General features: G+C 41.3%; 12 protein-coding genes. 11 read left to right on the forward strand and 1 reads right to left on the reverse strand.

Annotated elements, in window-relative coordinates; genetic code table 11:
• Positions 1-273: 273 nt before the first annotated feature.
• On the reverse strand, positions 274-831 hold the full coding sequence (locus AC1MCB_RS03415) for an MCP four helix bundle domain-containing protein (protein WP_479967347.1): 558 nt from the start codon (positions 829-831) through the stop codon (positions 274-276).
• Positions 832-1,735: 904 nt separating this feature from the next.
• Between AC1MCB_RS03415 and AC1MCB_RS03420 the strand changes: the two genes are divergently transcribed.
• The 11 genes from AC1MCB_RS03420 to AC1MCB_RS03470 all read left to right on the forward strand — a co-directional run bounded on the left by AC1MCB_RS03420 (position 1,736) and on the right by AC1MCB_RS03470 (position 14,148).
• The gene (locus AC1MCB_RS03420; RefSeq protein ID WP_479967348.1) at positions 1,736-1,882 is read left to right on the forward strand and encodes a DUF3667 domain-containing protein; all 147 of its coding nucleotides are present in this window, start codon (positions 1,736-1,738) and stop codon (positions 1,880-1,882) included.
• A gap of 184 nt (positions 1,883-2,066) precedes the next feature.
• A complete protein-coding gene (locus AC1MCB_RS03425) occupies positions 2,067-2,936 on the forward strand; it encodes a hypothetical protein (protein ID WP_479967349.1) in 870 nt (289 codons plus the stop codon).
• 1,051 nt (positions 2,937-3,987) lie between these two features.
• Positions 3,988-4,902, forward strand: coding sequence for a TerC family protein (locus tag AC1MCB_RS03430; protein ID WP_479967350.1), 915 nt, complete (start codon positions 3,988-3,990; stop codon positions 4,900-4,902).
• A gap of 251 nt (positions 4,903-5,153) precedes the next feature.
• A complete protein-coding gene (locus AC1MCB_RS03435; protein ID WP_479967351.1) occupies positions 5,154-6,212 on the forward strand; it encodes a class I fructose-bisphosphate aldolase in 1,059 nt (352 codons plus the stop codon).
• Positions 6,213-6,426: 214 nt separating this feature from the next.
• Positions 6,427-7,461, forward strand: a complete 1,035-nt coding sequence (locus AC1MCB_RS03440; protein ID WP_479967352.1) for a hypothetical protein — start codon at positions 6,427-6,429, stop codon at positions 7,459-7,461.
• 541 nt (positions 7,462-8,002) lie between these two features.
• On the forward strand, positions 8,003-8,218 hold the full coding sequence (locus AC1MCB_RS03445; protein ID WP_479967353.1) for a hypothetical protein: 216 nt from the start codon (positions 8,003-8,005) through the stop codon (positions 8,216-8,218).
• 17 nt (positions 8,219-8,235) lie between these two features.
• A complete protein-coding gene (locus AC1MCB_RS03450) occupies positions 8,236-8,604 on the forward strand; it encodes a DUF6624 domain-containing protein (protein WP_479967354.1) in 369 nt (122 codons plus the stop codon).
• Positions 8,605-9,301: 697 nt separating this feature from the next.
• Positions 9,302-10,378 carry an L-rhamnose/proton symporter RhaT gene (gene rhaT, locus AC1MCB_RS03455; RefSeq protein WP_479967355.1) on the forward strand — a complete coding sequence of 359 codons (1,077 nt, stop codon included), beginning with the start codon at positions 9,302-9,304 and terminating at the stop codon, positions 10,376-10,378.
• Between the two features lie 24 nt (positions 10,379-10,402).
• Entirely contained in the window at positions 10,403-12,523 is a 2,121-nt protein-coding gene (locus AC1MCB_RS03460; protein ID WP_479967356.1) for a bifunctional aldolase/short-chain dehydrogenase, read from the forward strand.
• Positions 12,524-12,661: 138 nt separating this feature from the next.
• Complete coding sequence (locus AC1MCB_RS03465; protein WP_479968780.1) at positions 12,662-12,844, forward strand: L-rhamnose mutarotase; 183 nt, start codon at positions 12,662-12,664, stop codon at positions 12,842-12,844.
• A gap of 35 nt (positions 12,845-12,879) precedes the next feature.
• Positions 12,880-14,148: a sugar isomerase gene (locus AC1MCB_RS03470; RefSeq protein WP_479967357.1), complete on the forward strand. Its 1,269-nt coding sequence runs from the start codon at positions 12,880-12,882 to the stop codon at positions 14,146-14,148.
• Positions 14,149-14,174: the final 26 nt, after the last annotated feature.

Here is a 14,174-nt window from a genome sequence, read left to right on the forward strand (position 1 = left end):
GCCTTGTCATACGCGATGTATTTTTAGAAAATGATGTGGTTCCGGTTTGTTTTAATGATTTCTCTACGTTATGTTATTGTAGCAGCCGGAGTGGTAACATCCAATAGCATTCGCACAGAAGATATCTATATCCTTTGCGCAAAAGGTATTCATTCCTGATTATACAAAGCGTAAAGAAGAATGACCTGGTTTTGGTAGCTCTATTATGGCTAAAAAGACATTTCTGGTTTACACCTTCGGGTATCTAGCTAACTAGTATGAAAAATATTAGGATTATTCATATTTCTTAAGTTCGCGTTGCGGGTCTTCAAAAGAACTAGCCAGATTGAATATAAAACTGAAAAGTACTAAAAAGGTGATGCATGCTGCCGCAGCCAGGTACATAGTTGCCTTCTTAATAGTTTGTTTAGCAGTCTGACTTTTTTGTTCGACAGCATTTAAATTCATTTTTTCAATGTGCAACAAGTATCTATGTACATCTCTGACAGCCGACCGTTTAAGTTCTATTTCCGAAGTATTATCAGTTAATATTTCAAAACTTCGGCTCAGCTTGTTAACTTCTGTAGCCTCTCCTCTTTCCGTTATATTTTTTTGCTCTTGGCGCAAGGCCGATCTAAACCTTTCAACAGCAACCGGCCTGAGAGGCAAATCATTTTCCTCCAACACGGATCGCATTTCATTGATATATTTCAGGGTTGCATAATTATCACTTAGAATTACATCGTTACTTTTAGATACTAATCGTAAGTAAAATAGGGTAAGGCCCCCAAAAAAAATCACCACCACGAAAAGCAGTACAATTTGAGCCTGGAGTTTGTGTTTGAGTTTCATTTTGCTCTGTATTAAGGTTATATGTTTTAGTTCCAATCCTGTTGGCTGGTCGCGGGTATCTGGCCTTCGATGATGCCAGAGTAGATGAACAAAATGCAGGCCTATAAATGAGCAACAGGATTTCAGAAAAAGAATCGGCATTTTGGGTCAAAATTCGACGATATTCTGCTTTAATCGCTGCTTAGCTAAACAATTCTCCTAATATCAATAAGCGAAACCATTCCATTTTGAAAAAACACTTTTCCATAATGAAAAGTTCTATGCCTTAATTTTCTTTGAAACCCCCAGCATTATCCTTAATTGACCTCATTCTGATTCCCCTTGGTCGTTTGTTTCCTGGCTACAAGCAACGGATAACCGTCGTTTATTACTTAAGCTTACTATAAAATGGGTACCGCAGTTCGGGCCAGAAAACCCGTTCACAGAAGGCATAGACATTGTTGCAATAAACCGGGGCAACGATATCAAAGAAAAAGAGCAAATTATCTTCAAACACGTAGATCATAGGATGGAAAATAGCTCACAAGTACTGAATTAAGAGATTTTTCAATTCATTTTAAATAAGCCAGATAAGGCATACGTGATTTGTCGACGAAAGTCTAATCAGGTGGCCCTGGTTCAATATCAGGGCCTACCATGAAGTCATTCATTCAACGCTGACAGGGTTCCGAACCCTGTCAGCGTTTTAATTTAATATTAGTATCATTGGTTCATGAAAGTTAATTATTAGGTATGAAAAAAATTACCTCCAGGATACTAGTTGTTTGAATTGTGATCACGACGTTACTGGTGAATTCTGTAGTAATTGTGGCCAGGAAAATATCGAGACCAAAGAGCATGTGGGTTATATGCTGACCCATGCCATAGCGTTTATTTCCATTTTGATTCTAAATTCATTAAAACCATGAAGCCCCTGTTATATCAGCCGGGCTTGCTGACGAATGAATATAACGCCGGAAAGCGGACTACCTATCTCCCTGCGATTAGGATGTATATTTTCATCAGCATTGTATTTTTATATCGTTTTCAGTCAACAATACCCCGGGAGTAAATACAGGCGGCGCAGACAGGCAACAAAAACGGGAGATTAGCCGGGGAAATGCTTTAGCAGCATCGAGGTCGGCGAAAACACCTGAAGAAATAGAACCTGGTAATTTATCCGAAAGGCGTTACTGGGTGCGACATCCTCTCACCGAAAGATATGTTAGTAAAGAAATTTCAAAAATATAAATTTTATGAACCGGCATATCGCACTACTCATTCTGACATTATTGTCCGGTATTCTGATGCTGACAACAACAGCCTACGGCCAGGTGGCCGGTCCGCCGGCACAGAAATTTCTTTCTTCAAAATATCAGGGAATCTACAGTTATTCCAGGGAGGATGGGATGGGACTGATCTACGTGTATCCGGAGACCGACACAACGATGCTGTTCTATCTCGATCTCGTGGCATCAGCCGCCAATAAAAGGGGTTCGCTATATGGCCGGATATTCTCAAACATTGACTCATGGACGTTTGAAACTAATCTGCCGGACAACAAATGCAAATGGGAATTTAACTTTGGTGGGGACAGCCTCAGCATCAGGACGCTTTCGGGCTATAATGACTGCAGCATGGGAACTGAGGCTTATGCGGACGGTAGTTATAAAAAACATTCCGGGGGGACACTTAACTGCTTTACCCAGGACGGAAAAAAAATCTATTTCGATGAAACAAAACCCGAAGACTTCCATAAAAAAATAGCCCTGAAAGTTAAAAACGATTCCGGGTTTTTAATTAGGGAGCTGAAATTAAAGAACGCCGGGTCAAGTGTTAGCTTCAGAGATATTGGCCCCGGTAAGATCTCCGGGGCAGAATCACTTTCAATTCAGAGCGATTCCGGCATCCTGAACGTTCAACTTTGGCGAAAGAGGTTTTTAAGGAGCGACCAATTAATTATCATCAATAAAAATCTTCTGCTCGCTGTAACTTCAAATGAGCAGGATTTTCGCTCAGGCAAGGCAGGAACTTTTATCCTTCGGATTGATATGCCGGGGAGAAGGAATCCCGTATTGCAGACAGCGCTGGAAAAGCAACCGGATAGTATACCGATGGCTTATTGATAATATTCAGATTAAAGGCTTTATTCCAGGGCGTTCATCTCCAAGTGAACTGTCATCTGTAGACCTTAGCTAGTTCTTTCCAGCGTTCTTGTAATTGAATATTTTGAATTGGCACCACCCTTCGTAGGTAATCGTCTGAACTAACGGGCATGATTTTTCTAAAGAACCGGATTAAAGATCCGGTGGTTTTAAGGCGTCGCTCCCGGATGTTCGCGAGAGGAGTTCTCCCTGCCGGCTATAGAAATCGGTGCCAGAACTCCCACGAGATGAGCAGGGAAGCCACGAGAGAGCTAAAAAAACTCATGTACCAGGTAAGATAGAAAGTGTTAATTGATAAATAAAAATACCGTATGTCCTGCATACCAATTTTTGAAAAAAAGCCCGCGCACCTCCGCAAGGTGCTCATCTTCCACGAGGTGAATGAGTGATTATTGGCTATTACAATAAACGAAGCGGCCGTTTTATCGGGAGCGTTGACGGGGCCCGGATTGCTAACCCTCGCTGTTGGAAACCCTTGCCTGAACCTCCTAAAGCAACTGTTACTGACCTGCATTTAACTTTTCCCTTGGATGAAAATTTGCAGGACGAGTAATCTTTTTAATCCCGTGCCCCAAAATCCGGTGCTAATAAATCCGGGCTGATAGATTAAAGAGGGTGCCCAAAATCTTGAGCGAAAAAAGTGAAGGAGAATTAAAAGAGAAAGTACAGATCAGGGAAATGTGACAAACCGAATGAAAAAGCAATGATTGGAGCAACCTTATTACCATATGCTATAAATCATAGCCCATCATCCAATCAATTCAATCACGGTTCCAGACAAATTTACCGTTCATCCTTCCTTCGTTTGCACCGTTCCTCATTTGCATATTTGCACATTTCTTAAGTTCCATTCCTTCATTTACATATTTGCACATTTCCTTACAGAGATCCCCATCAAATTCATGTTGGTAAGACTAGTTGAATCAGGAAAGTTTCGATTGTTATTTAGATGTAGAGCTTTTATAATTCAGCGTATTTAAGTTATTTTCATAAAGAATTAGACATCAACGTTATGGAGGTTGACAACACGTTTTGGATTGGATTCAATGTATTTGTACTTCTCATGCTCGCGCTTGATCTGGGTGTATTCAACCGGAAAGCCCACGTAGTCAGTGTTAAAGAAGCTTTGATATGGTCAGGGATTTGGGTTTCACTGGCTTTAGTGTTCAATGGCCTGATCTATTATTGGTTTGGGGAGCATAAGGCCATCGAATTTTTAACCGGCTATGTGATTGAAAAATCCTTAAGTGTAGATAATATCTTCGTCTTTGTGCTGATCTTCAGTTATTTCCGGATACCGCAAGAGTACCAGCATAAAGTGTTATTCTGGGGCATCCTGGGAGCCTTGATTATGCGGATGATCTTTATTTTTGCCGGGGTTGCTTTGATAGAGAAATTTCACTGGACGATTTATGTTTTCGGTGTCTTTCTGATTTACACCGGCTATAAAATGTTTAAGGAAAAGGATAAGAAAATAGATCCGGAAAAAAATCCTTTAATCCGGTTCTTTAGAAAAATCATGCCCGTTACGGATCAGTTGCATGGCGACAAATTTTTTATCAGGCAGAATGGCAAGAACTTCGCCACTCCTTTATTTCTCGTGCTTCTTCTTATCGAAACGACCGATGTCGTTTTCGCGGTAGACAGCATTCCTGCCATACTGGCCATTACTCAAGATGAATTTATTGTCTACACCTCGAATATTTTTGCTATTCTCGGACTCCGATCGTTATATTTTGCACTCGCGCACCTGATTAACCGGTTTATTTATCTCTCCTACGGACTCGCCATTATCCTCGTGTTCGTAGGGCTCAAAATGGTTATGGTGGATGTCTTCAAAATCCCCACATTTATCTCTCTGCTGGTTATTGCACTGGTGATCAGCGGAAGTGTGCTACTCTCATTTATCAAAACAGAACGTAAGTAAACACGTTGCATAAGGCTAAGAAAGGCTGCATGTGATGTCTTTAACCTGATTGTGTACTTGATCGTCAACTCTAGAATGTTGCCGCCATTTTTGCTTACTTCGTGCAATACCGACAAAGAATATATGGCCGGATTGAGATATATTGTAAACAGATACCTTTGTTTTTCTACCTATTATGACAGCGATATGGGTCTGGGTGACGGGATAACTATGATTTATTGATTTGTAACTCTATTTTACAACTTATAGCTATGGATTATCATGAAATACAAACATTGCTTGGAAAAGAAGCAGACAACCTTCTGGCCTACAAAAGCACAGTTATCAGCAAAGCATTACTTCAAGTACCTTCCCCGGATTTCGTAGATAAAGTCTTTGCCTTAAGTAATAGGAATGCACAGGTGCTACGTAGTCTTAGCGCTTTATATAATCACGGGAGGCTTGCTGAAACGGGGTATTTATCTATACTGCCAATTGACCAGGGAATTGAACATACAGCGGGATCAGCTTTCGCTGCCAACCCGCTATACTTTGACCCCGAAAATATTGTAAGGTTAGCTATCGAAGGCGGCTGCAATGCGGTGGCAACAACTTTTGGCAATTTAGCAATGATGTCAAGAAAATACGCTCACAAAATCCCTTTCTTAGTTAAGATTAATCATAACGAATTACTTACTTATCCTACCAAATACGACCAGATCATGTTTGGAAGTGTTGAGAATGCCTGGAATCTGGGCGCGGTTGGAGTTGGGGCTACAATTTATTTTGGTTCTGAAAACTCCAGCCGACAGATTGTTGAAGTAGCGCGGGCGTTTGAGAGAGCTCATGAGTTGGGTATGGCTTGTATTCTATGGTGCTACACCCGGAATAACGACTTTAAAAAGGATGGTGTGAATTACGAAGTGGCGGCTGACATCACCGGGCAGGCGAACCATTTGGGAGTAACCATTCAGGCAGATATAATAAAACAGAAAATGCCTGAAAACAACGGCGGCTTTACCGCCATCAACTTTTCAAAAAGCGACCCCAGGATGTATAGTGATCTTGCATCTGATCATCCAATCGACCTGTGCCGCTATCAGGTAATGAACTGCTATTTGGGTAGGGCCGGCCTGATTAACTCAGGAGGAGAATCAAAAGGGGCAACCGACCTGGTTGAATCAATAAAAACTGCGGTAATTAATAAGCGAGCCGGCGGTATGGGTTTAATACTGGGAAGGAGGGCTTTTCAACGTCCTTTTGAAGAAGGTGTGAAGTTCCTAAACTCTGTTCAGGATGTTTATTTGGCAAAGGAAATTGACCTGGCCTGATCACGATTTGGAAGGCCGATCTTTGCATTGGCTTAACTTCATAACTTTTCACCGAGGAAAGCCAAATCTCAACATCAAAAACAAGCTTATTATTACTACAAATAATAAGCTTGTTTTCAACATCTTACTTTTTAATATAGCCTTCTATTCAGAATATATTTAGATATTTCATTAATTTCCGATATTTCATCCGCGTATTCGTTTTCAAACTTCCATGTTAAAAGCCACACTAATTTTCTTTTTAATAATTCCCCTGAAACTGTCTGTTTTCGCTGCTGATATAAATGGTCAGCAACCGAACGTTGCCATAGATAAAAAAGGTACTATCAGGATCGCATACGGGGAGGGGGAAAACATATATGTTATCACTTCTGTAAATAACGGAACAACATTTTCAAAGCCGGCCAGGGTCGGGCAGATACCCGGCATGCACTTAGGCCATACCCGGGGACCTCAGATTGCTTCCTCTAAAAACTACAGTATGATTACTGCTATCGATGAGCAGGGCAATATTCATTCCTATAAACTTGATCATTTGCGCAAGAGCTGGTCAAAGTCAGCTAATGTTAATGATCAGAAAGAATCGGCCGTCGAGGGGCTCATGGCATTGACCGCGGATAAAGAGGATAACTTTTACGCAACCTGGCTTGATATCAGGCTGGCGAAAAAGAACAATATATATTTTTCGTCTACTAACGGAAAGTCAACCACTTGGAGCAAAAATCTTCTTGTATATAAATCACCGGATGGACACACTTGTGAATGCTGCAGGCCAAATATTGCTTTTAATAACAAATTGGTTATTGGTTTCAGGAACTGGCTGATGGGCTCCAGAGATATTTATTACGCTGTGTCTGGCAATAAAGGCCAAACGTTTAGCGAAGGCAAAAAATCAGGTCAGGGAACGTGGCCTCTCAATGCTTGTCCCATGGATGGCGGCGGAATAGCTATTAATGAAAACGGAGTTGTTTCAGCTGCATGGCGCAGAAATAATGATGTATACTATGCCACAGAAAATCAGCCGGAGCAAAAACTGGGCTCAGGGCGTGATGTAAGTATGGCGCAAAGCAACGGTAAAACTGTTGTAGCATGGCAAGAAAAAAATAATATCCAAGTAGTGAAGCTTGACACAAAGCAGACTATACAACTGGGTAAAGGAATTTCGCCACGAGTATATTGGCTTAATAACGGAAAAGCTATTTGTGTATGGGAAGATGGTCAAAAGATTAGATATAAAACGTTGCCTTAAAATACAGGAAGGAGATCTCTACAGTATGAAGTACCCAGACATTGAACAGTTCTAAACCGTCAGTTTGAGTACATCTATCAGGACAGGAAAATTGACACTGCGGAAGCTTTACAGAAAGTGCACCTGCAGGAATTATTCGATCTAAGCTACGACCAGTTTTTAGACAAAGCGGTAAAATCCGCAATCACCAGGGGAGCAGATCCAATGGATCTGGATACATGAAGCTTTAATTGCAAAGCCGACCTATGAAGGTTGATTAATTATAAGACATAGCTCATAGCATGATTGCAAATAAGGGAGAGATTATAAAGGAGGTTTGCTTAAAGTTGTTAGAGAATAACAAGGAACATTGCAGGGCGATCACCACCGAAAAATAAGCGAAACTTCATCAGGTTCAAAGAATTCAACAGGGAACTTATAAAACAGAGACTAGCTCATATGGAGCTGAACACAGCAGAGCTTTACCCAATTATGTTAGATTGGTGCAAGAAACAAGGCTAGTTAGATTGATAGCACTAGTTTATAAGACTATGGACGTTCTATGAAACACCTGGCATTCTTCCTATTTGTAATCCTCTCGAATATCTCCCTTGGCCAGGGCAGAAGGGACTTATTAAGAAAAGAGTTATTAGAAATTTACAAGTCAGACCAGTCATCCAGGGAGCAGCCATCTAAAATAGGACCCAGTGATAAGAATTTTTATGACGCTATGGAGAAAACGAATCCAGCATCGATTCCACTAATCTTCAGAGAATAACTGAAATTATCGATTCTGTGGGTTATCCGGGAAAATCTATGGTTGGCGACACTGCGAATGAAGCCGTTTTCTATGTAATTCAGCATGCAGAACACCGGGACCGGGAGAAGTATCTGTCTGTGATAAAGAAAGCCGCTGACAAAGGTGAACTTGAGTGGAAACATGTGGCGAATATGATTGATCGGATTAAACTTGATAAAGGAGAAAGACAGATTTATGGAACCCAAATGATACCAATTAAGGATCCTAAAACAGGATTTATAACGGACCAGTATCAACGTGCACCTCTAGAAGATGCGAAAAACATCAACAAAAGACGATTACAAGTCGGCCTCAATACGATTGAAGAGCAAGCATCGGAATTTGGAGTTACTTACAAAGAGTAAAAACAATCCCGGAAATAAAATACCATTTGCTGCTGTTCCCACTCCGTCTATGGCAAACCGCTATAAATTATAGCCCATCATCCAATCATTCCAATCAAAGTTCCAGACAATTTACCGTTCCCCCAATCCTTCATTTGCACATTCTCTCATTTGCATATTTCCACATTCCCTTACCGTTCCCTCAATAATTACTACCGTTCAGCCTTTTTTGGTTATCAATAATCGTTAATGCCGATTCTAAAACTTTCGATAAATGAATTTGTAAGATTCGCCAGCAACGAAACTGCTAATAAACATTTAATACAGCTTTATGGTGATTTGCAACTATTAAATATAGAAAATGCTCCTTTTGGGACTATCTTGACCTTTATGGAAACCTTCCAATGCTATTCGGCTCATTATAGAAAGTGACAGGAATGCCGGGATCGGTAAAAATGGATGCACCAGTTTGAGGGGGTGATGAAATTTCCGCCCGTTTAGATTCCGACCTGGGCTTATCCAGCTTCAATAGAAAAGTAACTGAAATTGAGCAAAACACCCAATGCGAAGGGAATACCCGGTTAAATATTTACTCGTACAACGGTGTGAGAGCAAAATTAATTCTAAGTCTCCACACCATTCAACATGAGCATGATTGTACATAACAGCTGTACAAATTCTCTTGATTACTTTTAGTGCACCAATCACTATAAATTCTATGCAGACTATATTTGGAGTAATTTTTCACTTTACCGGGGGCTTTGCCTCTGGTAGTTTTTACATTCCCTATAAAAAAGTTAAAGGGTGGGCCTGGGAAAGTTACTGGATAGTTGGCGGTATATTTTCATGGTTAATTGTTCCGCCTTTGGCCGCCTACTTAACGATCCCTAATTTCGCCGGCATAATTAACAATACCAATTCCGAAATACTATTTCCAACATATATTTTCGGAGTTTTATGGGGCATCGGCGGTCTGACGTATGGACTGGGAGTAAGATATTTGGGAGTTTCATTGGGAAGCTCGATTATTCTGGGTTTATGTTCGGTATTTGGGTCCTTAATTCCGTCTGTTTACTATGATGTTTTTCCAAAAACGGGTAAAGATACAATTAGTGATATGGCTTCACAACCCTGGGGTCAATTGGTTCTTTTAGGCTTACTGGTTTGTGTCGTCGGGATTATAGTTTGTGGAAAAGCCGGTCGTATGAAGGATGAAGAACTCACCAAAAATAATTCAGAGCCTGTGAATAGCGAATTTAAGATTGGATTGGGTTTAACTGTGGCCATTATTTCCGGATTACTGAGTGCGTGTTTTGCATTCGGAATAGATGCCGGCAAAGAAATGGCAAATGAGGCCAATCATATTTGGAAAGGCGCCAACCCGGGTCGGGGCGAATTTCTTTATCAGAATAATGTAACGTATGTGATCGTACTTTGGGGAGGTTTAACGACTAATTTTCTTTGGTGCATGCTGTTAAATGCCCGTAACAAGACCTTCGGAGATTACACCAACAAAAAAACGCCATTACTATCAAACTACATATTTTCTGCCATTGCCGGAACAACCTGGTTTTTACAATTCTTCTTTTACGGAATGGGGGAAAGCCGCTTGGGTAATGGCGCCAGTTCCTGGATATTGCACATGGCTTTTATTATCCTGGTTGCAAACGTATGGGGCTTGGGATTGAAAGAATGGAAAGGCGTGAGCAGGAAAACACTTTCGACTGTTTTTGCCGGTATCGCACTGATTATAGTATCCATTCTGATTGTCGGATATGGAAATTCAATAAAATAATTTAAGCATTTAATTATATACAATATGTCTGTCAATACTGTTAGTTTTAAACATGTGAGTTACCTGTGGGATCCTGAGAAGGCTGCTAAGCTTGCAGGAGATGAAGTGGCTTTACTGATTTACAGGTCAAACCTCTTGGGTGCCGATCTTCGCTTAACCAATTACGGCGGAGGAAATACATCATGTAAAGCGATGGCTAAAGATCCTCTCACAGGCCGGCCAATAGAGGTAATGTGGGTAAAGGGGTCAGGCGGTGATTTGGGAACCTTGAAAAAGAGCGGATTGGCAGCACTGTATGTTGATCGACTTCGCAGCCTGAAAAGCCGCTATAGAGGAATTGAGTTTGAAGATGAAATGGTTGAATTGTTCAATCACTGTATCTATGATCTGGGTTCAAAAGCTCCTTCTATCGATACGCCCCTGCATGGATTTTTACCATTTAAACATATCGATCATCTTCACCCGGATGCAGCTATTGCTATTGCGGCGGCTAAGGATGGCCGGAAAATTACACAGGAGCTCTTTAACGGCCAGATAGGATGGGTAGAATGGCAGAAGCCCGGCTTTGATCTTGGATTGCAATTACGTCAGTGTCTGGACGAAAATCCAGGTATCAGGGGAATAATGCTCGGTTCACATGGCTTGTTCACCTGGGGTGATACAGCCTATGAGAGTTATATCAATACGTTGGAGGTCATTGAAAAATGTGCCGAATACCTCGAACAAAATTATGGTATTAAAGGGCCAGTATTTGGCGGTGCAAAGCTTCAAAGCGCAAACGGCCAGGATCGTAAACGGCAGGCTGCAAAAATTGCCCCGGTATTGCGTGGCTTATGTTCGGGTAAACAACATATGGTCGGCCACTTTACAGATGACCCGAGAGTACTGGAGTTTATCAATTCAAATGACCTGGAGAGACTTGCTCCGCTTGGAACAAGCTGCCCTGATCATTTCTTAAGAACAAAAATAAGTCCCCTGGTTCTCGATTTGAGGCCGGATGAGGACCTGGCTGATAGAAAAGCCCTGAAAGAAAGATTAGCGCCTGCATTTGAAGCTTATCGCCGGATGTATGCAGATTATTATGAAACATGCATGCATCCCAACAGTCCGGCTATTCGTGATGCGAACCCGGTAGTGATCATTTACCCTGGCATAGGTATGTTTACTTTTTCAAAGGATAAACAGACTGCCCGCGTTTCATCAGAATTTTATACCAATGCAATTAATGTAATGAAGGGTGCAGAGGCGATATCAGAATATACCTCACTTCCACGGCAGGAAGCCTTTAACATAGAATACTGGCTTTTAGAAGAAGCAAAATTGCAGCGTATGCCCATGCCTAAATCACTAACGGGTAGAATTGCGCTTATAACAGGCAGTGCAGGTGGGATTGGGAAATCAATAGCCAGAAAATTTGTGGAAGAAGGCGCTGTTGTAGTCATCAATGATAATGATGCCGAACGTTTGGAGGCGGCCAACCAGGAATTCAAAAGTTTATATAGTAAGGATGTTTACACAACGGCTCTACTGGACGTAACAAAAGAGGAGCATATTAATGCAGCCATTGACATAGCAGCTTTACATTTTGGTGGTATAGATATTCTAGTGAACTGTGCTGGATTATCCATTTCAAAACCTCTTGAAGAACATACTGATAAAGATTGGGATCTGCTCTATGATGTTTTAGTAAAAGGACAGTTTAAAGTTACCCAAAAAGCGGTCGAAGTTATGCGTAAACAGGATCTGGGTGGCGATGTGATTAATATTGTCAGTAAGAATGCTCTGGTTTCAGGACCCAATAATGCGGGCTACGGCTCAGCAAAAGCAGCACAACTGCACTTAAGCCGGTTGAACGCTGCCGAACTGGGTGCTGATAAGATACGTGTGAACGTCGTTAATCCTGATGCTGTAATTTCGGACAGTAAAATATGGGCAGGCGCATGGGCCGAAGGGCGGGCGAAAGCTTACGGAATAACGGTTGAAGAGTTGCCTTCATTTTATGCAAAACGTACCTTGTTGAACGAAGTGATTTTGCCGGAAGATATTGCAAATGCATGTTTCGCTTTCGTGGGCGGATTATTGAATAAATCAACCGGAAATATTTTAAATGTTGATGGCGGTGTGCCAATGGCATTTGTGAGGTAACACATTATGGGACGCGTCGCTTTTACAATGAAAATACTTGCCGGTTTTATGGATGAATATAAAAGAAGGCATGAAGAAATATAGCCCGAATTAACTAAGCTGCTTAAAAAGACCGGTATCTCTGAGTATTCCATATTTATAGATGAAGAAAATAATTTGCTTTTTGGGATGCTGAACTCAGATGACCAGGAAGCATTTGATAGCTTGCCGAGGCAAGAAACCATGCAGCTTTGGTGGAAATACATGAGTGATATTGTTGAGACGAATGCCGATAGTTCACCAGTGATCATCTCATTAAAAGAAATGTTTTATTTACCATAGTAAGCCTTATAATTTAGATCAATAGAATTTTAAAAATGCAGATCCAGGAAAGTTTATATAGCCAGCAATCTTTAGTAAATCATAAGCGTAAATTTACTTTCATAGCGGAACAGGTCCATGATTGTGACGCCATCATACAAAAATTAATTAATTTCCAGGTAGCTATACCAAGCTGGGCTTTGGGCACAGGCGGCACCCGTTTCGGCCGTTTTGCAACTGGTGGCGGTGAACCACGCAACCTGGAGGAGAAAATTGAAGATGTTGGCTTGTTGCATTCGCTGAATAAATCGAGCGGTGCGATTTCCCTGCACATTCCATGGGATATTCCTGAAAATGCTGCGGCAACAAAGTTACTGGCGGCGCAACACGGCTTGCGTTTTGACGCAGTAAATTCAAATACTTTCCAGGACCAGCCAGGGTCTGGATACAGCTACAAGTTTGGTTCATTGCAGCATGTGGATAACAATGTAAGGCAACAGGCTATCGATCATAATATAGAAGTAATTAAACAGGGAATTGAATTAGGGTCCGATTCCTTAACTGTTTGGCTGGCTGATGGTTCCTGTTTTCCGGGCCAGCTTAACTTCAGAAGAGCCTTTCAAAACACCCTTGAAAGCCTGAAAGAGATCTATAAGGCATTACCTGAAAACTGGAAAATGTTTGTTGAATACAAAGCATATGAACCTAATTTTTACTCAACAACAGTTGGAGATTGGGGTCAGTCGTTACTTTTTGCAAATAAATTAGGTGATAAGGCTTATACACTGGTAGATCTGGGCCATCATTTACCGAATGCTAATATTGAGCAGATCGTTTCGTTATTGCTCATGGAAGGCAAACTTGGCGGCTTTCATTTTAATGATTCAAAATATGGCGATGATGACCTTACAACAGGAAGTATTAAGCCTTATCAGCTGTTCCTGATCTTCAACGAACTGGTAGAAGGAATGGATGCACGGAATATGGATCATCAAAGTGACCTGGGCTGGATGATCGATGCATCCCATAATGTTAAAGATCCGCTGGAAGATCTGTTACAATCCGTAGAGGCCATTATGATTGCATATGCACAGGCATTATGTGTAGATCGAATGGCGTTAGATGACGCGCAACAGGCAAATGATGTAGTGCGTTGCCAGGAAATTTTACAGGATGCATTCCGCTCTGATGTGAGACCGCTTGTCGCAGAAGCTCGCTTGCGTTCCGGAGGAGCACTCGACCCATTGGAATCATTCAGGAAACTGAAACTGAGAGAACAACTGATAAAACAACGTGGTCAGAAGACTGTTGCAACCGGCCTTTGATCATATCTCTATCAAACTTCAACGAT

Source organism: Daejeonella sp. AP26, from assembly GCF_056680515.1.